This is a genomic window from Variovorax sp. 10N412 (assembly GCF_056394985.1).
In genome coordinates, this window is the sequence record NZ_JBFTIO010000007.1 from 304,514 (window position 1) to 325,549 (window position 21,036).

Consider the following 21,036-nt stretch of genomic DNA (forward strand, 5'->3'; position numbering starts at 1 on the left):
GCGTTTCCCCATGGCCTTTCCCCTGATCACCGACCCGCATTTCTATGCGGTCGCCATTCCCGCCGTGCTGCTGCTCGGCATCAGCAAGAGCGGCTTCGGCGCCGGCTTCGGTTCGCTCGCGGTGCCGATGATGGCGCTGGCTGTCACGGTGCCGCAGGCGGCCGCCATCCTCATGCCGCTGTTGCTGCTGATGGACGTGCTGGGCCTGGCGGCGTTCCGGCGCGACTTCGACCGCTCGCTGCTGAAGTTCCTGATTCCGTTCGGCCTGCTGGGCACGGTGATCGGCACGCTGCTGTTTCGCATGCTGTCGGCGCACACGGTGGCGGGCATCGTGGGCGTGTTCACGCTGCTGTTCCTGGCGCAGCGCCTGCTGTTCCCGCCCAAGCCCGACGACCCGCTGCCCTCGCGCGGCGTGGGCGCGGTGCTGACCACGGTGTCGGGCTTCACCAGCTTCATCGCGCATGCGGGCGGGCCGCCGATCAACGCCTACGTGATCCCGCTGCGGCTCACGCCGGTGGTGTTCACGGCCACCATGGCGTACTTCTTCTTCGTGGTGAACCTCAGCAAGTGGGTCCCGTATGCGTGGCTCGGCCTGATCGACCTGCGCACGCTGGCCACCTCGCTGGTGCTGATGCCGATCGCGCCCTTCGGCGTGTGGGTCGGCATTCGCATTGCGCGTCGCATCGATGCGACGTGGTTCTATCGCTTCGTGTACCTGGGCATGCTGCTCACCGGCCTGAAGCTCGTCTACGACGGCTTCCTGGCCTGAGGCCGGCGCAGCCACGCCCCTTCGGGATGCAGCCAGGGGCCAGCTCAGTACTCGACGATCGACTTGAAGCCGCCGAAGATCATCCGCTTCGCATCGAACGGCATGGTCTTCGGGTCCATCGACGCGATGCGCGGGTCGGCCATGACCTTGGCGTTCACCGCGTCGCGGTGCTTGCGCGACTTGTAGGTGATCCAGGAGAAGGCGACCGTCTCGTCGGCCTTCTGCTTCACGCTCTGCGGAAAAGAGGTGAGCTTGCCGGGCTTCACGTCGTCGGCTATGCACTCCACGTACGCGAGCGCGCCGTATTCCATCCAGACCTTGCCGGCCTTGCGCGCGAGCTTGCGGTAGGCCTCGACGTTGGCGGTGGGTACGGCGACGATGAATCCGTCTACATAGCGGGCCATGGTGCTTCTCCTGAACAAAGGGTGGAAACGTTGAAGGAAGAAAAGCGGCACTTGCATCGCGTGCTGCTCATGAGGCCGCCGTGCCGCGGGGTGCTGCTTCTTCGTTGTTCGGCGCCGGCCCCGGCATCGCGGAGCGAAGCATCAAGACCCCGATGAGGCCCGCGGCCGCCGCGAACACGGCGCCGACGAGAAACGCCAGGTTGTAGCCGCCGGTGAGCGCCAGCGGCAATTGCGCGCCGGCCGCTTCCATCGACGCGGTGCGCGCCGCCGCGGCGCTGGCCAGCACCGCCAGCCCGAGCGCGCCGCCCATCATGAAGGCGGTGTTGACCACGCCCGAGGCCAAGCCCGAATCGGCGGGGCTCACCTCGCTCATGGCGGCCAGCAGCACCGGGTTGAACGCCATGCCCGCGCCCAGGCCGAGCAGCATCATGCCGGGCAGCACGTCGACCACGAAGCTGCCGTTCACCGGTGCGCGCGCGAACAGTGCCAGGCCGATGGCGGCGAGCCACAGCCCTGCGGCCAGCGGCTTGCGGATGCCGAAGCGCATCACGATCCTGGCGGACAGGCCCAGCGAGAACACCGCCATGATCACGTTCGCCGGCAGGAAAGCCAGGCCGATCTGCATCGGCGTGTAGTTCAGCACCAGCTGCATGTACAGCGCGGAGATGAAGAACCACGCGAACATGGCCGCGGCCCACAGCACGCCCACCACGTTGGCCACCGACACGCTGCGCAGGCGGAACAGGCCCAGCGGCATCAGCGGATGCCGCACGCGCGACTCGATGGCGATGAACGCGGCCAGCAGCACCACGGCGGCGCCGAGCATGCCCAGCGTCTGCGCGGAGCCCCAGCCGGCCTCGTTGCCGTTGACCACGCCGTACACCGCGAGCATCAGCGACAGCGTGACCGTGACCGCGCCCGCCACGTCCAGCTTTTCGCCGTGCGCATGGCCGCGCGCGCCGGGCAGCAGCGCCACGCACAGCGCGTACACGGCCACGCCGATCGGCAGGTTCACCAGGAAGATCCAGTGCCAGCTCAGCGTGCTCGTGAGCAGCCCGCCCAGCAGCACGCCGATGCTGCCGCCGCCCGCGCACACGAAGCCGTACACGCCCATGGCCTTGGCGCGGTCGGCCGGTTCGGTGAAGAGATTCATGATGAGCGAGAGCGACACGGCCGACACCACCGCGCCGCCCAGCCCCTGCACCGCGCGCGCCGCCACCAGCAGGCCCTGCGAGGTCGACACCCCGCAGGCCAGCGAAGCCAGCGTGAACAGCACCAGGCCCGCGAGGAACACGCGGCGGTGTCCGTACAGGTCGCCCAGGCGCCCGCCCAGCAGCAGGAAGCCGCCGAAGGTCAGCATGTAGGCGTTCACCACCCAGACCAGCGAGGTCTCGCTGAAGCCCAGGTCGGTGCGAATGGAGGGCAGCGCCACGTTCACGATGGTGGTGTCGAGCACGATCATCAGAACGCCCAGGCACAGCACCATCAAGGCGAGCCAGCGCTTGCGGTTGTCGGGTTGCGCAGTCATGAGAGGTGGAGCTCCTCGAAGCGTCGCTTCGGTTACTTTTCGGTGGCGGCCTTCAGATTGGCGAGGCCTGCTTCAAAGTCCTTGCCGATCATCTGGTCCATGTTGAAGAAGATGCCCATGAGCTTGGCGATGTACGGGCTCTCTCCCTGCATCGACCAGGTGACCTGGGTCGCGTTGCCTTGGGGCTGCAGCGTGAACTCCGCGAGGTTGTGGCCTTCGATGGGCTTGGTGAAGTCGAGGTTGATGCCGACCTTCGACGCAGGCGTCGACTCCACGATCTCCATGCGCCCCGCACCCGCCTTGCCGTCGCTCTCCCAGGCATAGGTGGCGCCCTTGCCGCTGGCGGCGCCGCCGAAGCTGCGCTTCATGGCGGGGTCGAGCTTCTCGTAGGGCGACCACGTGCCCCAGCGGTGGAAGTCGTCGATCAGCGGAAAGATCTTCTCGGGCGGTGCGTCGATGCGCGCGGTGCGTTCGACGCGGAAGGTGCCGGGCCGCGTGGCCGCGAAGATCAGCAGCGCGGCGACTGCGACGACGATGGCGAGTGCGATGGTCTTGAGCATGGAAAGCGTCTCTGGAGGCTGTGTATGAAAGTGAAAGGCGTGCGGGGATGGATCAGCCGGGTTGGTGCACCACCAGCAGCCAGCCCAGGCCGAAGCGGTCGTTCAGCATGCCGAAGCTGGAGGTGAAGAAGGTGGGCATCAGCGGCTGCAGCACCTGGCCGCCGTCGGCCAGCGCGTCGAACCACTGGCGCGCTTCGGCGTCGGTGCTGGCGGTGAGCGCGAGCATCACGCCCTTGAACTCGGCCTGGCCCGAGCAGCGGCCGTCGGAGGCCATGAGCTCGGTCTCGCCGATGCGCACCACCGCGTGCATCACCTTGTCGCCGGCGGGCATGGCGCCGCCGCAGCCGGCGTCGGCGTTGTCCGAAGGCGGGGACGACGGTGCGGGAGGGGCCTCGCTGTAGCGCATCAGCTGCACGACCTCGGCACCGAGCGCCTTCTTGTAGAAGCCGAGCGCTTCGTCGCAGCGGCCTTCGAACGAGAGGTAGGACTGGACTTTCATGGCAATTCCTTTGGAAGGATGAGGGTGGGTCGGCAGGCCCCGGTGTCATGGCCGCAAACCATCTGAAAGGATCGACGACAAGTTGTGTACACCGTCCACAAAGAATAGCAGGGATAATGGACAGTGTCCACATGGAATTTCGATGAAGCTCAACAACGTCCCTGAAAGCCTGCCTGCCGCCCGCAGCACCTACCGCCACGGGGATCTGCGCCGGGCCTTGCTGGATGCGGGCATCGAGCTGGCGCGCGACGGTGGCCCCGACGCGGTGGTGCTGCGCGAAGCCACGCGGCGCGCGGGCGTGGTGCCGAACGCGGCGTACCGGCATTTCGGAAGCCGCCAGGAACTGCTGCTGGCCGTGCGCGGGGCGGCCCTGGCCGCGGCGGCGAGCGCGATGGAAAAGGAACTGGCCGTGTTGCCCTGCGACCAGCCGCCCGCCGACTTCGCGCGCGCGCAGGTGCGCGCCATCGGCACCGCCTACCTGGGGTTCGCGCAGGCCGAACCGGGCCTGTTTCGCACCGCGTTCGTGATTTCCGACGAAGGCCGCGGCGAAATCGGCCCCGACAAGGCCGGCGCGAGCGGGATGGACCCGTTCCAGCTGTTGGGCAAGGCGATCGACCGGCTCGTGGATGCCGGCGTTCTCGACCCAGCACGGCGCCCGAATGCCGAGTACCTCGCGTGGTCGGCCGTGCACGGGCTGGCGCTGCTCATCATCGACGGGCCGCTGCGCGGCATGGGCGCCGAGGTCATCCAGCCGCTGGGCCAGCGCCTCATCGACATGGTCGAACGCGGGCTCTAGAAGCCGGGCGCTGCAAGGCCTAGAGGTACATCTTCTGCAGCAGCTTGATCAGCGTCTCGCGCTCGCGTGCGCTGAGCCTGGCGCTGGCTTCGGCTTCCAGCTGCACCACGGCCTGCTCGGCCTCGCGGATCAATGTCTCGCCGGCCGGCGTCAGGTGCAGGCCCACGGCGCGCCCGTCGTGCGGATGCGGCCGGCGCTCGATGAGGCCGCGGCTGTCCAGCGTGGCCACCAGGCTCACGAGGTTGGGCGGCAGGATCTCCAGCGTGTTGCACAGCTGGCGCGACGTGGCGCCCGGGTTGTGCGCCAGCAGCGAGAGCACGGAAAAGTCGATCTGCTTGAGCCCGTAGGGCGCCATGCGTTCCGAGAAGAGGTCGGTGACGATGAGCCATGCGCGCCGCGCGTTGTAGCCGACCAGGGTTTCGAGCATGCGGGCATCGAGCCGGTCCGGCTTGCCGGGCGGCGCCGGTTCGCTCCTGGCGGCAACTGATTTTGCGGGGGTGGATTTCCGTGGCGTCGACATGGCGTGAGCGTAACGCGAGGCAGCGGGCACCAGCGCTACTTGGCGGCACCGGCGGGCGCAGCCGCGTGCGTGAGCGCCACCGTCTCGCAGGCCTTCTTGACGATGCCCAGGCGCATCTCGAACTCGGGCAGCACCCAGCGCCGGAAGGCGGCCGCCGAGCGAGCCTTGCCCGCGTCCTCGGGCGCCACCGCCTCGATGCGCGCCCAGGCCCACGCCATCATCGTGAGCATCGTCACGCGCAGGTAGTCGTCCGCCACTTCGTACGGCAGCACCGGGTTGGCATGCGCGGCCATGGCCACGGTAGTGCCCAGGTAGCGCAGCTGCGCCAGCCGGCGCTGCACGTCGGCATCGGCCTCGCGCGAGGCGTCCAGCGTGTCGCGCAGCTCGAGCAGCACGCCCGACATGCCGGCGCCGCCGTCGGGCAGCACCTTGCGCACCAGCAGGTCGATGGCCTGGATCTCGTTGGTGCCCTCGTAGATCATGGTCACGCGCGCGTCCCGCACCACCTGCTCGATGCCCCATTCGCGCACGTAGCCGTGGCCGCCGAACACCTGCAGGCATTCGCTCGCGCCCTGGAAGGCCTGCTGCGTGCACGCGGCCTTGAGCACCGGCGTGACGAACGAACACCAGCGCTGCGCGCGCTCGCGCGCCTTGGGGTCGGCGTCGTGCGCGGCCACGTCGAGCATCAGCGCGCTGCGGTAGGCCAGCGTGCGCGCGCCGTCGATCCAGGCGCGCTGCGTGTCGAGGATGCGGCGCACGGCCGGGTGCTCGGCGATCAGGTCGGCGCTTTCGCCGCCGCGGCTCGCGGGCACCGGGCCGGGCGCGCGCATCTGGCGGCGCTCGGCGGCATAGGCGTCGGCCTTCTGCCAGGCGGCGTCGAGCAGGCCGATGCCCTGCAGCGCCACATGCAGGCGCGCCGAATTCATCATCACGAACATCGCCGCCAGTCCGCGGCCGGGCTCGCCGACCAGCCAGCCGGTGGCGTCGTCGAAGCGCATCGTGCAGGTGGGGCTGCCGTGCAGGCCCATCTTCTCTTCGATGCGCTCGCAGTGCACCGCATTGCGTGCGCCGTCGGGCAGCAGCTTGGGCACCAGCGCCAGAGACAGGCCCTTGGGGCCCGCGGGCGCATCGGGCAGGCGGCACAGCACCAGGTGCACGATGTTCGGCGTCAGGTCGTGCTCGCCGCCCGAGATGAAGATCTTGCCGCCGCTCACGCGCAGGCTGCCATCGGCTTGCGGCACGGCGCGCGTGCGCACCTGGCCCAGGTCGCTGCCTGCGTGCGCCTCGGTGAGGCACATGGTGGCGAGCCATTCGCCGCTCGCGATCTTCGACAGGTAGCGCTGCTTCAGCGCGTCGCTGCCGTGGTGCTTCAGGCAGGCATAGGCGCCATGAAGCAGGCCGGGCGCCATCGTGAGGCCGTGGTTGGCGGCGGCCAGCCATTCATAGAGCACGGCTTCGAGCACCGCCGGCAGGCCCTGGCCGCCGTCTTGCGTGGCGGCCGACAGCGCGGGCCAGCCGCCGTCGACGAAGGCCTGGTAGGCCGCGCGAAAGCCGGGTGGCGACACGACTTCGCCGTTGGCAAAGCGGCAGCCGATTTCATCGCCGCCGCGGTTGATCGGCGCCACCACTTCGCCGACGAAGCGGCCGGCCTCCTCGAGCACCTGCGACTGCAGCGCCTCGTCGACCTCGGCGAAGGGCGCGAGCGCACGCAGGCGCGCGGGCGCGTCGAGCACGGCGTTCAGCAGGAAGCGGATGTCGTCGGGGCGGGGCTGGTAATCCATCGGGGGCTCGGGTTCGGAACAGGTTCGGGAACTAGGGGGCCTTGCAGACGAAGCTGCTGGCGCGCTCGGTGTCGCCGCCGGCATAGGTGGCGACTTGCGGATAGGGGCACAACGGCCGCGTGCGTTGCGCCGACCAGTTGGCCGGCACTTCGGCATTGGGCACCGGCGTGCCCGCGCCGCGCGCGGAGGCGGTGACCGAGGCGGGCACCTTGCCCTGCTCGACCCAGTCGACCAGCGCGCTCAGCATGTCGAACTGGTCGGTGGCCGGGCCGCCCGCGCAGTGGTTCATGCCGGGCACCGGAAAGTAGCGCGCGAACGAAGACGCATCGCCGCCGTTCGCGGCCTGCACGCGCTCGTACCAGGCGGCGGTGTCGTCCGACGAGAACACCGGGTCGCTGGTGCCGTGGTAGACGATCATGCGGCCGCCCTTGTCGCGCAGCGCGCCAATGTTGGCTGCATCCGGCGGCGTCATGAACGACAGCGCCGATTCGCGGAACACGCCGTCGGTGGCCCCGATGCGCGGCGCGTCGCGGTCCATGTCGAAGCCGAGCGCGAAGGGCAGGCCCTGCGGCCGGTCGGCCTGCGGTGGCGTGCTGAAGATGAAGGCCACGGCGCCCGCGTCGCGCGTGGGCGGGCTTGCGAACTTCCACTCGCGCCAGTTGGCGCCGCTCACGCCCGCGTCGAACGGAAAGCCGCTGTAGATCGGCTGGCCCGCGCTGTTGCGCGCGCCATTGAACACGTTGGCGAGCGCATTCTTCTGCGGTGCGCCGAGGCACATGCCGTCGCGTGCACCCACTGCGCCGGCGGCGCAGGTGGGAACGTCCCGCTGGATGTCGAAGCGCGTCCTGCAGGCCTGCACGTTCGACACGATGCCGTCGGCCAGGCCGTCCAGCGCATCGCAGCGCTGCAGCACCTTGTCGGCCACCAGCTTCATTTCGGCGGGCGTGAAGGCGCTCTGCAGGTCGGGGTCGCCGGCGGGTGTCTTCGCACGCGCGACGGCCGCGTACTGCTGCGCGCCATAGAGCTGCGCCACCGCCGCCTTCGGCAGGTTGAAGCCGGGGTCGCCCGCGAGGATGCCGTCGTACAGGTCGGCCGATCGCACCGCCGCCACCATCGCGTGCCGCCCGCCATTGGAGCAGCCGCCGAAGTAGGAGCGGTCGGGGCCGCGGCCGTAGGCCTTGGCGATGAGGTTCCTGGCCATCGGCGTGAGCTGCGCGACGGCGTTGTAGCCGTAGTCCAGCCGCGCCTGCGGGTCGAGCCCGAAGCGCGGGCCCATCGCGCCGGCATGACCCGCGTCGGCGCTGATGACGGCAAAGCCCATCTGCAGCGCGCTGCTGCGCGGGCCGCCGCCGCCGATGCCGCCGAGTGCGGGAACGACCACGCCGTCGAGTCCGCCGTTGGCCTGGTAGAAGAAGCGCCCGTTCCAGGCGGCAGGCAGCCGCATCTCGAAGCCGATGGCGTAGCGCTGGCCGTCGACGGGGCTCGTGCGTTCGTTCATGCGGCCCTGCACCAGGCAGTGCGCGGGCGCGGCCATGGCCACGCCGCCGACCGTGACGGTGCCGGCGGCCACGTCGGTGACCGAGGTGTAGACCGTGCCCGGCAGCGCGGCGCGGGCGGCCAGGTCGGTGCAGGCCTGCAGGGTGCCGGGGCGTGCGGCGGCCAGCGGTGCATGCGGCGCCGGCGCACGGCTGGCACACGCCGCGAGCAATGCGGCCACGCCGAGCGCGGTCGCGCACAGGCCAAGGGGAAGGTGGCGCTGCAGTGTCATGTCGTCTCCTTGCCGCGAACGCTGCGGCGTCTTTGTGTCAGGCCGCCTTCTTGGCTGCACCCAGGTAGGTGTCGATCACGCGCGAGTCGACGGCCAGCTTCTTCGCTTCGCCTTCGAGGCTCACGCTGCCCATTTCGAGCACGTAGCCGTGGTCGGCCACTTCGAGCGCGGCGCGCGCGTTCTGCTCCACCAGCAGGATGGTCACGCCCGTGGCACGCAGTGCGTCGACCGTGCGGAAAATTTCCTGCACCACCAGCGGCGCCAGGCCCAGGCTGGGCTCGTCGAGCATCAGCAGCGTGGGGCGCGACATCAGCGCGCGGCCCACCGCCAGCATCTGCCGCTCGCCGCCCGAGAGCGTGCCGGCCAGTTGCGCGCGGCGTTCCTTCAGGCGCGGGAACAGCGTGTAGACCTCGTCGATGCGGTCGCGCCATTGCTTGTTGCGCAGCCGCACCTGGCGGAACGCCCCGAGCACCAGGTTGTCTTCCACCGGCATGGTGGCGAACAGCTCGCGCTTCTCGGGCACCAGCGCAATGCCGAGCATCACGCGTTCTTCGAGCGACAGCGCCGCAATCGGCTGGCCCATGAACTCGATGACGCCCTTGGCGGGCAGCACGCCCATCAGCGCGTTGAGCAGCGTGGACTTGCCGGCGCCGTTCGGGCCGATCACGGTGACTACGCTGCCCTGGTCGGCCTGCAGGTCGATGCCGTGCAGCACCTCGGCGCGGCCGTAGCCGGCGTGCAGGTCGCGGATGCGGAGCAGGGGGGGTGTTTTCATCTCGGATGCTCCAACGCGCTGCGTGTGACGCACGATGCATGAAACCGGCAGGGGCAAAGGCCAGGAACACCGCAGAACCGGCTTTGCCGGGCCGCCAGTGTTGCCCCCGGCGAGGGGGAAGGAGAAGCGACACGAAGTGCGCGAAGCCTGGGGGAGTGCTTCATCCTAATGCTCCGTGCCCAGGTACGCGGCGCGCACCTTGTCGCTCTGCTGCACCTCGGCGGGCGTGCCCTCCATCAGGTGCGTGCCGAATTCCATCACCACGATGTGGTCGCAGATGTCCATCACCAGCCCCATGTCGTGCTCGACCAGCAGGATGCTCATGCCTTCGCCGCGCAGTTGGCGCAGCACCTGGCCCAGCGCTTCCTTTTCCTTGTGGCGCAGGCCGGCCGCGGGCTCGTCGAGCAGCAGCAGGGCCGGGTCGGCGCACAGGGCGCGCGCAATTTCCAGCAGGCGCTGCTGGCCCATGGCCAGGTTGCCCGCGAGCTCGTGCAGGTGGTCGCCCATGCCCACGCGCTGCAGCTGGCGCTCGGCCTCGCGGAACAGCGCGCGCTCTTCGGCGCGGTCGATGCGCAGCATGGCGGCCACGGCGCCCTTGCGTCCGCGCAGGTGCGCGCCCAGCGCCACGTTTTCCAGCACCGTCATGTCGGCCACCATCTTCACGTGCTGGAAGGTGCGCGACACACCGCGCTGCGCGATCTGCCGCGCGCCCAGCCCGCCGATGGCCTCGCCCCGGAAGCGCACCGCGCCGCCCGACAGGGTCAGCACGCCGGTGACCAGGTTGAAGGTGGTCGACTTGCCCGCGCCGTTCGGCCCGATGAGGCCGACGATCTGGCCGGCGCGCGTCTGGAAGCTGATGTCGTTCACCGCCACCAGCCCGCCGAAGGTCTTGCGGATGGCCTGCACGTCGAGCACCACCTCGCCGGGGGCCGGCTTGGTGCGCGCGGGCAGGTCCTTGGCGCCTTGCCAGTCGACGCTGCGGCGCGGTCGCGGCAGGCGCCGGTCGACGAAGGCCCAGAGCCCGTCGGGCAGGTACTTGAGCACCAGCACGATCATGATGCCGAACACGATCAGCTCGTAGCTGCCGGCCGTGCCGATGAGCTTGGGCAGCAGCACCTGCAGCTGGTCTTCGAGCAGCTTGACGATGCCCGCGCCGGCAATGGCGCCCCACACGTGGGCCGCGCCGCCGAGCACGGCCATGAAGAGGTACTCGATGCCCATCTTCAGGCCGAAGGGCGAGGGGTTCACCGTGCGCTGGAAGTGCGCGAACAGCCAACCCGAGATCGAGGCCAGCATGGCCGCGAGCACGAAGATCCCGATCTTGAAGCGCAGCGTGTTCACGCCCATGGCCTCGGCCATCTGCGAGCCGCCCGCCAGGGAACGGATGGCGCGGCCGCTGCGGGAGTCGAGCAGGCGAATCACCGCGAACGCCGCCAGAATCGCGAACGCCCACACCACGCCGTAGAACAGGCGCTGCTGGCCGAACTCGAAGCCGAACAGCGACAGCCCCTTGACGCCCAGGATGCCGTCGTACTTGCCCAGCGCGTCGAGGTTGCCCATGAGGTAGTACAGCGACAGCGCCCACGCGATGGTGGCCAGCGGCAGGTAGTGGCCCGACATGCGCAGCGTGATCGCGCCGATGAAGGCGGCGCTGAGGCCGGTGAGCGCGAGCCCGATGAACAGCGTGACCCAAGGCGACAGGCCGGTGTTCACCGTGAGGTAGGCGGTGGTGTACGCCCCGATGCCCACGAACGCCGCCTGCCCGAAGGAGGTGAGGCCGCCCACGCCGGTGAGCAGCACCAGGCCGAGCACCGGCAGCGTGTAGATGCCGATGTAGTTGAGCTGGATGATCCAGAAGTCGGGCAGCGGCAGAAAGGGCAGGGCGATCAGCACCACGATCAGCGCGAGCGGGCCCCAGGTGCGCAGCGCGCTCTTGTCGGGCACGCGGGCCGACGAAGGGTTCAGGAGCGCTTCCATGTCAATGCTCCTCGTCCGAATGGCCGCTGGTCAGCGAGCGCCACAGCAAGACCGGCAGGATGATGGTGAACACGATCACTTCCTTGAACGAGCTGGCCCAGAACGAGCCGAACGCCTCGATGACGCCCACGGCCAAGGCACCGAGCAGCGCGCCCGGATAGCTGGCGAGCCCGCCGATCACGCCGGCGACGAAGCCTTTCAGGCCGATGAGAAAACCCGAGTCGTAGAACACCGTGGTCGTCGGTCCGATCAGCAGCCCCGACAGCGCGCCGATCAGCGCCGCCATCGCAAAGGTCAGTTGCCCCGCAGCCTGCGTCGAGATGCCCATGAGCCGGGCGCCCAAGCGGTTGACCGCCGTCGCGCGCAACGCCTTGCCGTACAGGCTGCGCTCGAAGAACAGCCACAGCAGCACGATCAGCGCGGCCGACATCGCGAAGATGATCAGCGCCTGACCGCTCACGTTGAGCGGGCCGAGCGCCATGCGCTCGTCCCAGAACGGCGGGTTGCGAAAACCTTCCGCGCCGAAGAACAGCAGGCCCAGGCCCGTCATCGCGAAGTGCACGCCGACCGAGACGATCAGCAGCACCAGCGAGCTCGCGCCCGCCAGCGACTGGTAGGCCACGCGGTACACCAGCGGCCCGAAGGCCGTGACGATGAACACCGTGAGCAGCGCCTGCACCCCGATGGGCAGGTTGCGCGGTCCGGCCCAGGCCGACACCGCACAGATGACGGCCGGCAGCGCGAAGGTGCGCAACGCGGCCTTCAGCCCGCTGGCCGCGCTGCCGCTGTGGCGCCAGGTGGTCGCCAGGTCCATCAGCGCGGCGACGCCGGCCAGGATCAGCAGCAGCCACACCGTGCCCGGCGTCTTGCCGGTCTGGAAGATCGCCAGCGTCAGCGCGCCGTACGCCACGAATTCGCCCTGCGGGATGAAGATGACGCGGGTCACCGTGAAGACGAGCACGATGCCCATGCCCAGCAGGGCATAGATCGCGCCGTTGGTGAGTCCGTCCAGCGTCAGGATGCTGGCGATCGAGAAGTCCATGGCGTGGGGTACAGGCTGATGCGTTGAAGGCTGCCGAAGTGGATTACTGCTCGACCTTGAACGCGCCGTTCACCACCTTGAGCATCACGCCGGTCTCGGTCGTGTAGCCCCAATGGTCTTGCGCGGTCCAGTTGAGCACGCCGTGCGCGAGCACCGTGCGGCCCATGCCTTCGAGAGCGTCGCGCAGCGCGGCGCGGAACTCCGGCGTGCCGGGCTTGGCCTTCTTCAGCGCGACCGGCACGGCCTTCTCGAGCACCGTGAGCGCGTCGGCCGAGTGGCCCGCGAACTGGTTGCGCGAGCCGGGGCCGTACACCTTCTCGTAGCCCTGCACGAAGGCCACGGCGGCGGCCTTCGACGGGTGGCTGTCGGGCAGCTGTTCGGCCACCGTGGCGGGGCCCGACACCACGAAGGTGCCCTCGGCGTCCTTGCCCGCGGTGCGCATCAGGTCTTGCGTGGCGGCGGCGTGCGTCTGGTAGACCTTGCCCTTGAAGCCGCGCTCCATCACCGCCTTCTGCGGCATGCCGGCGCCGCTGCCCGAGGCCACGATCAGGATCGCGTCCGGGTTGGCCGACGTGAGCTTGAGCACCTGGCCCGTCACGCTGGTGTCGGCGCGCGCGAAGCGCTCGGTGGCGACGATCTTGATGCCGTTCTTGGCGGCTTCGGCGGTGAGTGCCTTGAGCCACAGCTCGCCGTAGGCATCGGTGTAGCCGAGGAAGCCGACCGTCTTCACGTTCTGCTTCTTCATGTGCGCGACCACGGCGTAGGCCATCACGTCGTTCGACTGTGGCAGGCGGAAGAACCACTTGTCCTTGCCCGGCGGCAGGCCGGCCGGCGCGGTCGACAGCTGCGGCGTGCCGGCTTCGGCCGTCACGTCGGCCATCGGAATGGCGACGGGCGTGGCGCTGGAGCCGACGATCACGTCGACCTTGTCTTCGGTCACCAGGCGCTTCGCGTCCTTCACGCCCGTGGTCGGGTCGGTGGCGTCGTCGAGCACCACCACCTTGAGCGTTTCGCCGGCGATGGTCTTGGGCCAGATGGCGATGCCGTTCTTCACCGGAATGCCCAGGCCCGAGGCCGGGCCGGTGAGCGGCTGCACCACGCCGATGGTGATGTCGGCATGGGCGGCGCCCATGGCAATGAGCGCCAGCACGGCGGCCAGGGTGGTCTTCTTGAAGGTCATCGTTGTCTCCTGAGGTGGAAGCGGGAAGAAAGAAGGCTCAGCGCGGCGCCATGCGCAGGGCGCCGTCGAGGCGGATCACCTCGCCGTTGAGGTGGCCGTTGGTGACGACGTGGCAGGCCAGCTCGGCGAATTCCGAAGGCTTGCCCAGGCGCGGCGGGAAGGGAATGGACGCGGCCAGCGAGTGCTGCACCGCCTCGGGCAGCTCCAGCAGCAGCGGCGTGGCGAACAGGCCCGGCGCCACGGTGCACACGCGGATGGCGTGCTGCGCGAGGTCGCGCGCCATCGGCAGCGTCATGCCGACCAGGCCGCCCTTGGAGGCGCTGTAGGCCTGCTGGCCCACCTGGCCGTCGAAGGCTGCCACCGATGCGGTGAAGAGCATCACGCCTTTTTCACCGTTGTCGAGCGCGGCGAGCTTGGCGCAACGCGCCGCGAACAGGCGCGCCATGTTGTAGCCGCCGATCAGGTTGATGTTGACCACGCGCACGAAGTCGTCGAGCGGCGCGGGGTTGCCGTCCTTGCCGACGATGCGCTTGGCGCTGCCGATGCCGGCCACGTTCATCAGGATGCGCGCGGGGCCGTGCGCGGCCTCGGCCTTGTCGAGCGCGGCGTTCACGCTGTCGGTGTCGGTGATGTCGCAGACGCAGGCGACGCCGCCGATGTCGGCAGCCACTTTCTCTGCGAGCGCGGCGTTGCGGTCCAGCACGGCGACCTTGGCGCCCAGGCGCGCGAGCTCGCGTGCGGTGGCTTCGCCCAGGCCCGATGCGCCGCCGGTGACGAGAGCGGCTTGTCCTTCGATCTTCATGGTGTGTGGTCTCCTGGAATGTCTAGCGCGGTGTGAGGGTGAAAGGCAGCGTGCCCGCATGCATCGCATCGGCCAGCGCGGCGCGGTGCTTGAGCACGGCGCGCTGGTTGATGGAGCCCTTGTCGGTCACCTCGCCCTTGTCGATGGACGGCGGCTCGGCCATCAGGTGCAGCCGCGCGATGCGGTTGGCGCTGCCGGTGCCCATGGCCGCCAGGTCGTTGGCGACCTGCTGGAAGTGCGCTTGCACGGGCGCGCTCTCGAGCACCTGCTGCATCGGGGCATCGGTACCGAGGCCTGCCAGTTGCCGCACCTTCTGCGTCGGGAAGATCAGCGCGCCGACTTCCTTCAGGTTGATGCCGGTGAGCACCGCGTCCTGCACGTAGGGCGCGCCGGCCGCGATGATCTTCGCGCGCAGCGGGCCCACGCTCACGAAGGTGCCGGTGGCGAGCTTGAAGTCTTCGGCGATGCGGCCGTCGAAGCGCAGGCCACGGTGGATGTCGTCGTCGGCGATCCACTTCACGGCGTCGCCGGTGGAGAAGAAGCCTTCGTCGTCGAAGGCCTCGGCCGTGGCCTCGGGCGCGCGCCAGTAGCCGGGCGTGATGTTGGGGCCGCGGTAGCGCACCTCGGTCTTGCCGTCGACGTCGATCAGCTTGAGCTCGATGCCCGGCGCGGGAAGGCCCACGTCGCCCGACTTCACGTCGGGGCCGGTCACGTACAGCGCGAACGGGCCTGACTCGGTCATGCCCAGGCCGGTGCCCATGACGATGCGCTCGCCCACTTCGGACTCCTGCGTCTTGTGCAGGCTGTCCCACACGGGCTGCGACAGCGCGGCGCCCGAGTAGAAGAACATCTTCACGCGCGACAGCAGGTTGCGGCGCAGCACGGCGTCGGTTTCCATCGCCTGTGCAATGGCCTCGAAGCCGGTGGGCACGTTGAAGTAGATGGTGGGCGCGATCTCGCGCAGGTTGCGCAGCGTCTCGGCCATGCCGCCGGGCGTGGGCTTGCCGTCGTCCACGTAGAGTGTGCCGCCGTTGTCCAGCACGATGCCCACGTTGTGGTTGCCGCCGAAGGTGTGGTTCCAGGGCAGCCAGTCGACCAGCACCGGCGGCTCGTCGCCCAGCGCGGGAATCGACTGGCGCAGCTGCTGCTGGTTGGCGCACCACATGCGGTGCGTGTTGATCACGGCCTTGGGCATCTTGGTCGAGCCCGAGGTGAAGAGGAACTTGGTGATGGTGTCGGGGCCGGTGGCGCGCATCGCTTCGTCGATGGCGGGCGTGGCAGGCGTCGAGGCCAGCGCGTCGAACGAGGTGACGGCGCGGCCCTCGAGCGTGCCTTCGGCGATCACGACCTCGGTGCCGGCGGGAACCACGGCGGCGATGGCGCGGCCGTAGCGCGCGGCGTCGGTGGCGAACACCAGGCCGGGTGTCAGCGTGTCGAAGACGTGGCGCAGCTTCTCGAAGTCCTGGCTCACGAGCGAGTAGGGCGGCGAGACGGGGCAGTAGGGCACGCCGGCGTAGAGGCAGCCGAGCGCGAGCAGCGCGTGGTCGATGCCGTTCTCGCTCAGGATGGCCACGGGGCGCTCGGCGTTCAGGCCCCGGTCCAGCAGGGCCTGTCCGATGCCGCGCGCCTTGTGCAGTGCCTGCGCGTAGCTCACGCGGACCCAGTCGCCGGTGCTGCCGTCGGCCAGCCGTTCGCGACGGGCGATGAAGGTGCGCTCTGGCTCGACGTCGGCCCAGTGCTGCAGCCGGTCGGTCATGCGGTCGCGGTAGGGTTCGAGCGGGGTCTCGGCCTTCAGGTACCGCGTGCCCGGTGCGCCGTCGCGCAACGTGGCGCGCGTCACGCCGAAGGCCAGCGGGCGGTAGCGGACGGCCGGGGCGGCCTCACCCACGTGAGCGGCGGTCATCCCTTGCTCACCTTCGCGCCGCGGCCTTCGAGGAAGTCGCGCACGCGCTCCTTGGCTTCGGGCGCGGCCTGCACGATGCCGGAGATGAGCGCCTCGGTGAAGAAGCCGTGGTCGGCCGACTGCTCGGCGATGCGCGGCAGCGCGTGCATGAGCGCGTAGTTGGTCAGCGGTGCGTTGGTGGCGATGCGCCTGGCGAGTTCCAGGGCCTTGTCGAAGGCGGTGCCTTCGTCCACCAGGTACTGCGCGAAGTTGGCGCGCTCGCCGTCCTCGGCGTTGTAGACGCGGCCGGTCATCATCATGTCGGTCATGCGCGCCACGCCGACGAGCTTGGGAATGCGCACCGAGCCGCCGCCGCCCACGAAGATGCCGCGCGAGCCTTCGGGCAGCGCATAGAAGGTGCTCCGGTCGGCCACGCGGATGTGGCACGCGCTGGCCAGCTCCAGCCCGCCGCCCACCACCGCGCCATGCAGCGCGGCCACCACCGGCACCGGCCCGTGCTGGATCAGGTCGAGCGCGGCATGCCACATGCGCGAGTGCTGCAGGCCCTGGCCGGCGTCGCGCTCCTTCAGTTCGCTCAGGTCGAGGCCGGCGCAGAAGTGCGGGCCTTCGCCGTCGAGCACCGCGGCACGCACGGTGGACGGCAGCGTCTCGAAGGTGTTGCGCAGCGCGAGGATCAGGCCGTCGGACAGTGCGTTGCGCTTGGCACCGCGTGTGAGGCGAACAATGGCGACTTCGTCGCTGATCTCGATGTGAAGGTCTGGATTGGTCATGATGGTGTTCGGGGTTGCGTTGGATTATGGTTATGAGAAATAATCAATTCAAGGCACTTGAGGCCCCCATTCCCTAGGGACTTACCCGTACCGGAGACAACGACATGGACCATCAGAACCTGATCGCGATCGACATCCACACCCACGCCGAAGTGAGCTGCTGGAACCCGTTCGACAACTACGGCGAGGAGTACGACCGCGCCGCCGACAAGTACTTCGGCTCCAGCGGCCGGCCCACCATTGCGGAGAGCGTGGCGTACTACCGTGAAAGAAAGATCGGGCTGGTGATGTTCATGGTCGACGCGGAGTCGAACATGGGACGGCGGCGCATCCCGAACGAGGAGATCGCGGAGCACGCGCAGAAGAACAGCGACATGATGATCGCCTTCGCCAGCATCGATCCGCACAAGGGAAAGATGGGCGCGCGCGAGGCGCGCCGGCTGATCGAGCAGCACGGCGTGAAGGGCTTCAAGTTCCACCCGACGGTGCAGGGCTACCACCCCTACGACAAGATGGCCTGGCCGATCTACGAGGTGATCGCCGAGTACGGCCTGCCGGCCATCTTCCACACCGGCCACAGCGGCATCGGCTCGGGCATGCGCTGCGGCGGCGGCCTGCGGCTGGAGTACAGCAACCCGATGCACCTGGACGACGTGGCCATCGACTTCCCGGACATGCAGATCGTCATGGCCCACCCCAGCTTTCCCTGGCAGGACGAGGCGCTGAGCGTGGCCACGCACAAGCCCAACGTGTGGATCGACCTGTCGGGCTGGAGCCCCAAGTACTTTCCGAAGCAGCTGGTGCAGTACGCCAACACGCTGCTGAAGGACCGCATCCTGTTCGGCAGCGACTACCCGCTGATCACGCCCGACCGCTGGATGCGCGACTTCGAGGTGGCGGGCTTCAAGCCCGAGGTGATGCCGGGCATCCTGAAGGGCAACGCGGTGCGCCTGCTGGGGCTGGACAAGCCGGCGGCACCGGCTGCCCCCGTGGCTTCAGCGCCCTGAACCCGCGGGGCGCGCCGGGTCGGCGGCGTCGTTCCAGTGGTGTTCGGTCAGGGCCTCGTAGCGTTGGAGCGAGACGCCCAGCTCCTTCTTGCGGCGCTGCGCCACCGCGGTGATCAGCGCATTGCAGACCGAGAGCGCCGCCGTGTAGGAGTCGAACGGCGATGCGCTCGACGTGCGCACCAGCAGCAGGTGGTCGGCCGATGCGGCGGCCGGCGCCGTCGGCCCGTCGGTCATCACGATCACCTTCGCGCCCTTCTCGCGAAAGTACTTGGCCGTGCGCGCGATGGCCAGCGAGTGGCGCCTGAAGGTGGGCGTGAGCAGCACGTCGTGTTCGTCGACCCACAGCAGCTGGTCTTCGAGCAGCAGCGGGCTCGCCGAGGTCATCGAGCGCACGTCGGGCAGGCACATGTTCAGGTGCAGGGCCAGATGGTTGGCCAGCTGCGCGCCGTGCCGCTGCCCGAGCACGTGCACACGCACCTTGCGCTGCGTGAGCAGCCGCACCGCGCCTTCGAACGCACCCACGTCGAGCGCGGCGAAAGTGGCGGCCAGGTTGTGCTGGTCGTGCAGCAGCGCGTTGTCCAGGCAGGTGCGAACGGAGGCGTCCCCCTCGATGCCGGCGCCGGCGCGCGCGGCGGGCGAGGCCAGCAGCGCGGTGACTTCCAGGCGGGCTTCCATCTGCGCCTGCGCATAGCTCTCGTAACCCAGCTTGGCGAGCAGCCGCACCACGGTGGAGGCGCTGGTGCCGACCTTTCTTGCAAGGCTCGTTGCAGATTCGAGCAGGCCCTGCGGATGCTGCGCCTGCAGCTCCGCGATCAGGAGCCGCTCGCTTTTCGTGAGCTTCTTGCCGTAGCCCGAGATGCGTTGGTTCAGATTCATGGTCGCGGGCATTCTGCATGCCAAGGGAGGCCAGTCCCAATTTTGCAGTATCTATTGCAAAAATGAAATCGTCTTGCAACAATGCGCGCACTTTTAAACCGGACCCACCGCATCAGGACGCCTCATGAATTCCACCTTCACCGTTCCCGCCCTGCGCCGCCGCACGATGCTCGGCGCCGGTCTTGCCGCCCTGCTGCCGCTGGCGGCGCGGGCCGAGGCCTGGCCGTCGCGCCCCGTCACGCTGGTGGTGCCGTTCCCGGCGGGCGGCTCGGTGGACCTGATCGCGCGGCTGTACGCCGATCCGCTGTCGAAGGCGCTCGGCACGCCGGTGGTCATCGACAACCGGGGCGGCGCGGGTGGCTCCATTGCCAGCGCGCAGGTGGCGCGCGCCAAGCCCGACGGCTACACGCTGGTGGTGTCCTCGCAAAGCTCGCACCTGGCCAACCCGCTCACGCAGGCCAACACGGGCTACGACCCGATCAAGGACTTCGCGTCCATCAGCCAGCTGGCGCGCTCCATCAACGTGCTGCTGGTGAACCCCGCGGTGCCGGCGAAGAGCTTCAAGGAGTTCGTCGCGCTGGTGAAGTCGCGCCCGGGCGAACTCAACTTCTGCAGCGCGGGGCCGGGCAGCATGGGCCAGCTCAACGTGGAACTGATGAAGTCGCAGCTGCAGCTCAATGCCACGCACGTGCCCTACCGCGGCGGCGGTCCGCTGGTGACCGCGCTGATCTCGAACGAAGTGCAGTTCGGCCTGGACAACCTTGCGCCCTTCCTGCCGCACATCCAGGCCGGCAAGCTGCGCGCGCTGGCGGTGGCGTCGCCGACGCGCGTCGCGGCGCTGCCCGACGTGCCGACTTTCGCCGAGCTGGGCTACCCGGTGCTGAACACCACCTCGTGGATCGGCCTGGCCGCGCCCGCGAAGACGCCGCCCGAGGTCATCGCCGCGCTGCACAAGGCGGTGCGTTCGGTGGCCGACCAGCCGGCCATGGCCGAGGCTTTGCTGTCGCGCGGCTCGCTCACGCCCGAGGTGCAGACGCCCGCGCAGTTCACGGCCATGATGTCGGAGCGGCTCGCGGTCTACGGCGAGATGGTCCGGCGCGCCGGCATCCGGGGCGAGTGACGCCATGACCGACGCATCGTTCGCTCCCGACACCGCGCCGCTGGAGGTGCTGCCGCGCGACATCTCCGCCTACCGGCAGGGCAACACCGGCATCGACTACGTGCACCGCTTCGCATCGGGCTTGCCCGGACCGCACGTGCTGGTGAACGCGCTGACGCACGGCAACGAGATCTGCGGCATGGTCGCGGCCACGTACCTGCTGGACGCGGGCGTGCGCCCGAAGATAGGCACGCTCACCGTGAGCTTCGCGAACGTCGAGGCCTACGAGGCCTTCGACATCGAGCGGCCCTACGAGAACCGGCAGCTGGTGCACAACCTCAACCGCATCTGGTCGCCCGCCATGCTCGACGGCGCGCAGCAAAGCCCCGAGCTGCGCCGCGCGCGCGAACTGCGGCCCGTGCTGGACGCGGCCGACTACATCCTGGACATCCACTCGACGCGCGCGCCGGTGCAGCCCTTCTGGGTGTACCCGGAGTTCGAGCGCAACGCGGGGCTGGCGCTGGCCATCGGCAACCCGCTGGTGCACCTGGTGATGCCCGTGGGCGGCGCTCCGGGCACGGGTGTGACGGCGTATGGCCGGCATGGTGAAGCAGGCGTCGACGGCGGCGCGCTGGTGGTGGAGTGCGGCCAGCATTTCAGCCAGTCTGCGGCCGACCTGGCCACCGATGTGACGCTGCGTTTCCTGGCGCACCTGGGCTTGGTCGACGCATTGCCGGGCGCACCGGCAAGGGCACCCGCGCGCCGCTTCCGGCTGCTCGAAGTGCACATGGTCAAGACCGAGGGCTTTGCCTTCGCCCGGCCCGTGCTCGGCTTCGAGACCTTCCAGAAGGGCGAGCTGATCGCCGTCGATGCGGGCCAGGAAATTCGCTCGCCCTGCGACGACTGCACGATCTTCATGCCCACGCGCGCCGCACTGGTCGGGCGCGAAGGCGTCTACCTGACGGTGGCGGTCTAGGCGC

The 21,036-nt window shown here is 69.3% G+C and carries 20 protein-coding genes; 5 read left to right on the top strand and 15 right to left on the bottom strand.

What is annotated here, in order from left to right; genetic code table 11:
* Nucleotides 1-10 precede the first annotated feature (10 nt).
* On the top strand, nt 11-769 hold the full coding sequence (locus tag AC1DJH_RS19085) for a sulfite exporter TauE/SafE family protein (protein WP_435485038.1): 759 nt from the start codon (nt 11-13) through the stop codon (nt 767-769).
* A 44-nt stretch (nt 770-813) separates the two neighbouring features.
* On the opposite strand, the gene AC1DJH_RS19090 is transcribed toward AC1DJH_RS19085, so the two are convergent.
* From AC1DJH_RS19090 to AC1DJH_RS19105, 4 genes are all read right to left on the bottom strand, one after another.
* Entirely contained in the window at nt 814-1,173 is a 360-nt protein-coding gene (locus AC1DJH_RS19090; protein ID WP_478186756.1) for a DUF1428 domain-containing protein, read from the bottom strand.
* A 67-nt stretch (nt 1,174-1,240) separates the two neighbouring features.
* Nucleotides 1,241-2,701 carry a DHA2 family efflux MFS transporter permease subunit gene (locus tag AC1DJH_RS19095; protein WP_472124233.1) on the bottom strand — a complete coding sequence of 487 codons (1,461 nt, stop codon included), beginning with the start codon at nt 2,699-2,701 and terminating at the stop codon, nt 1,241-1,243.
* Nucleotides 2,702-2,733: 32 nt separating this feature from the next.
* Nucleotides 2,734-3,261, bottom strand: a complete 528-nt coding sequence (locus tag AC1DJH_RS19100; protein ID WP_478186757.1) for an SRPBCC family protein — start codon at nt 3,259-3,261, stop codon at nt 2,734-2,736.
* A gap of 52 nt (nt 3,262-3,313) precedes the next feature.
* Nucleotides 3,314-3,760, bottom strand: a complete 447-nt coding sequence (locus tag AC1DJH_RS19105; RefSeq protein WP_472124227.1) for a VOC family protein — start codon at nt 3,758-3,760, stop codon at nt 3,314-3,316.
* 142 nt (nt 3,761-3,902) lie between these two features.
* On the opposite strand from AC1DJH_RS19105, the gene AC1DJH_RS19110 reads away from it, so the two are divergent.
* Complete coding sequence (locus tag AC1DJH_RS19110; protein ID WP_478186758.1) at nt 3,903-4,556, top strand: TetR/AcrR family transcriptional regulator; 654 nt, start codon at nt 3,903-3,905, stop codon at nt 4,554-4,556.
* A gap of 19 nt (nt 4,557-4,575) precedes the next feature.
* Here AC1DJH_RS19110 and AC1DJH_RS19115 read toward each other — a convergent pair whose 3' ends face one another.
* The 10 genes from AC1DJH_RS19115 to AC1DJH_RS19160 all read right to left on the bottom strand — a co-directional run bounded on the left by AC1DJH_RS19115 (nt 4,576) and on the right by AC1DJH_RS19160 (nt 17,074).
* Entirely contained in the window at nt 4,576-5,076 is a 501-nt protein-coding gene (locus AC1DJH_RS19115) for a MarR family winged helix-turn-helix transcriptional regulator (protein WP_478186759.1), read from the bottom strand.
* Nucleotides 5,077-5,111: 35 nt separating this feature from the next.
* Nucleotides 5,112-6,857 carry an acyl-CoA dehydrogenase family protein gene (locus AC1DJH_RS19120; RefSeq protein ID WP_478186760.1) on the bottom strand — a complete coding sequence of 582 codons (1,746 nt, stop codon included), beginning with the start codon at nt 6,855-6,857 and terminating at the stop codon, nt 5,112-5,114.
* Between the two features lie 31 nt (nt 6,858-6,888).
* Nucleotides 6,889-8,625, bottom strand: a complete 1,737-nt coding sequence (locus AC1DJH_RS19125) for a tannase/feruloyl esterase family alpha/beta hydrolase (protein ID WP_478186761.1) — start codon at nt 8,623-8,625, stop codon at nt 6,889-6,891.
* 37 nt (nt 8,626-8,662) lie between these two features.
* The gene (locus AC1DJH_RS19130; RefSeq protein WP_478186762.1) at nt 8,663-9,400 is read right to left on the bottom strand and encodes an ABC transporter ATP-binding protein; all 738 of its coding nucleotides are present in this window, start codon (nt 9,398-9,400) and stop codon (nt 8,663-8,665) included.
* Nucleotides 9,401-9,565: 165 nt separating this feature from the next.
* On the bottom strand, nt 9,566-11,377 hold the full coding sequence (locus AC1DJH_RS19135; RefSeq protein ID WP_478186763.1) for a branched-chain amino acid ABC transporter ATP-binding protein/permease: 1,812 nt from the start codon (nt 11,375-11,377) through the stop codon (nt 9,566-9,568).
* Nucleotide 11,378: 1 nt separating this feature from the next.
* Complete coding sequence (locus tag AC1DJH_RS19140; protein WP_478186764.1) at nt 11,379-12,419, bottom strand: branched-chain amino acid ABC transporter permease; 1,041 nt, start codon at nt 12,417-12,419, stop codon at nt 11,379-11,381.
* Nucleotides 12,420-12,462: 43 nt separating this feature from the next.
* Nucleotides 12,463-13,599, bottom strand: coding sequence for an ABC transporter substrate-binding protein (locus AC1DJH_RS19145; protein WP_478186765.1), 1,137 nt, complete (start codon nt 13,597-13,599; stop codon nt 12,463-12,465).
* Nucleotides 13,600-13,636: 37 nt separating this feature from the next.
* Complete coding sequence (locus AC1DJH_RS19150; protein ID WP_435485050.1) at nt 13,637-14,401, bottom strand: SDR family NAD(P)-dependent oxidoreductase; 765 nt, start codon at nt 14,399-14,401, stop codon at nt 13,637-13,639.
* A 22-nt stretch (nt 14,402-14,423) separates the two neighbouring features.
* Nucleotides 14,424-16,304 carry a feruloyl-CoA synthase gene (locus AC1DJH_RS19155; protein WP_478186766.1) on the bottom strand — a complete coding sequence of 627 codons (1,881 nt, stop codon included), beginning with the start codon at nt 16,302-16,304 and terminating at the stop codon, nt 14,424-14,426.
* A complete protein-coding gene (locus AC1DJH_RS19160; RefSeq protein WP_472124197.1) occupies nt 16,301-17,074 on the bottom strand; it encodes a crotonase/enoyl-CoA hydratase family protein in 774 nt (257 codons plus the stop codon). Before AC1DJH_RS19160 ends, AC1DJH_RS19155 begins: the two co-directional genes overlap by 4 nt.
* Before the next feature lie 104 nt (nt 17,075-17,178).
* On the opposite strand from AC1DJH_RS19160, the gene AC1DJH_RS19165 reads away from it, so the two are divergent.
* A complete protein-coding gene (locus tag AC1DJH_RS19165) occupies nt 17,179-18,081 on the top strand; it encodes an amidohydrolase family protein (RefSeq protein WP_472124194.1) in 903 nt (300 codons plus the stop codon).
* On the opposite strand, the gene AC1DJH_RS19170 is transcribed toward AC1DJH_RS19165, so the two are convergent.
* Nucleotides 18,070-18,957 (bottom strand): MurR/RpiR family transcriptional regulator, encoded by an 888-nt coding sequence (locus AC1DJH_RS19170; RefSeq protein ID WP_478186767.1) that lies wholly within the window; start codon nt 18,955-18,957, stop codon nt 18,070-18,072. The genes AC1DJH_RS19165 and AC1DJH_RS19170 overlap by 12 nt on opposite strands.
* A 124-nt stretch (nt 18,958-19,081) precedes the next feature.
* On the opposite strand from AC1DJH_RS19170, the gene AC1DJH_RS19175 reads away from it, so the two are divergent.
* Entirely contained in the window at nt 19,082-20,077 is a 996-nt protein-coding gene (locus AC1DJH_RS19175; protein ID WP_478186768.1) for a Bug family tripartite tricarboxylate transporter substrate binding protein, read from the top strand.
* A 4-nt stretch (nt 20,078-20,081) separates the two neighbouring features.
* Nucleotides 20,082-21,032, top strand: coding sequence for a M14 family metallopeptidase (locus AC1DJH_RS19180; protein WP_478186769.1), 951 nt, complete (start codon nt 20,082-20,084; stop codon nt 21,030-21,032).
* The last annotated feature ends 4 nt before the right edge of the window (nt 21,033-21,036 follow it).

What these genes read in the sequence shown, in the direction of transcription:
- AC1DJH_RS19170 (WP_478186767.1), bottom strand. Translation starts at nt 18,957, where the DNA reads ATGAATCTGAACCAACGCATCTCGGGCTACGGCAAGAAGCTCACGAAA.
- AC1DJH_RS19160 (WP_472124197.1), bottom strand. Translation starts at nt 17,074, where the DNA reads ATGACCAATCCAGACCTTCACATCGAGATCAGCGACGAAGTCGCCATT.
- AC1DJH_RS19135 (WP_478186763.1), bottom strand. Translation starts at nt 11,377, where the DNA reads ATGGAAGCGCTCCTGAACCCTTCGTCGGCCCGCGTGCCCGACAAGAGC.
- AC1DJH_RS19085 (WP_435485038.1), top strand. Translation starts at nt 11, where the DNA reads ATGGCCTTTCCCCTGATCACCGACCCGCATTTCTATGCGGTCGCCATT.
- AC1DJH_RS19155 (WP_478186766.1), bottom strand. Translation starts at nt 16,304, where the DNA reads ATGACCGCCGCTCACGTGGGTGAGGCCGCCCCGGCCGTCCGCTACCGC.
- AC1DJH_RS19145 (WP_478186765.1), bottom strand. Translation starts at nt 13,599, where the DNA reads ATGACCTTCAAGAAGACCACCCTGGCCGCCGTGCTGGCGCTCATTGCC.
- AC1DJH_RS19100 (WP_478186757.1), bottom strand. Translation starts at nt 3,261, where the DNA reads ATGCTCAAGACCATCGCACTCGCCATCGTCGTCGCAGTCGCCGCGCTG.
- AC1DJH_RS19110 (WP_478186758.1), top strand. Translation starts at nt 3,903, where the DNA reads ATGAAGCTCAACAACGTCCCTGAAAGCCTGCCTGCCGCCCGCAGCACC.
- AC1DJH_RS19105 (WP_472124227.1), bottom strand. Translation starts at nt 3,760, where the DNA reads ATGAAAGTCCAGTCCTACCTCTCGTTCGAAGGCCGCTGCGACGAAGCG.
- AC1DJH_RS19175 (WP_478186768.1), top strand. Translation starts at nt 19,082, where the DNA reads ATGAATTCCACCTTCACCGTTCCCGCCCTGCGCCGCCGCACGATGCTC.
- AC1DJH_RS19090 (WP_478186756.1), bottom strand. Translation starts at nt 1,173, where the DNA reads ATGGCCCGCTATGTAGACGGATTCATCGTCGCCGTACCCACCGCCAAC.
- AC1DJH_RS19115 (WP_478186759.1), bottom strand. Translation starts at nt 5,076, where the DNA reads ATGTCGACGCCACGGAAATCCACCCCCGCAAAATCAGTTGCCGCCAGG.
- AC1DJH_RS19120 (WP_478186760.1), bottom strand. Translation starts at nt 6,857, where the DNA reads ATGGATTACCAGCCCCGCCCCGACGACATCCGCTTCCTGCTGAACGCC.
- AC1DJH_RS19130 (WP_478186762.1), bottom strand. Translation starts at nt 9,400, where the DNA reads ATGAAAACACCCCCCCTGCTCCGCATCCGCGACCTGCACGCCGGCTAC.
- AC1DJH_RS19180 (WP_478186769.1), top strand. Translation starts at nt 20,082, where the DNA reads ATGACCGACGCATCGTTCGCTCCCGACACCGCGCCGCTGGAGGTGCTG.
- AC1DJH_RS19150 (WP_435485050.1), bottom strand. Translation starts at nt 14,401, where the DNA reads ATGAAGATCGAAGGACAAGCCGCTCTCGTCACCGGCGGCGCATCGGGC.
- AC1DJH_RS19165 (WP_472124194.1), top strand. Translation starts at nt 17,179, where the DNA reads ATGGACCATCAGAACCTGATCGCGATCGACATCCACACCCACGCCGAA.
- AC1DJH_RS19140 (WP_478186764.1), bottom strand. Translation starts at nt 12,419, where the DNA reads ATGGACTTCTCGATCGCCAGCATCCTGACGCTGGACGGACTCACCAAC.
- AC1DJH_RS19095 (WP_472124233.1), bottom strand. Translation starts at nt 2,701, where the DNA reads ATGACTGCGCAACCCGACAACCGCAAGCGCTGGCTCGCCTTGATGGTG.
- AC1DJH_RS19125 (WP_478186761.1), bottom strand. Translation starts at nt 8,625, where the DNA reads ATGACACTGCAGCGCCACCTTCCCCTTGGCCTGTGCGCGACCGCGCTC.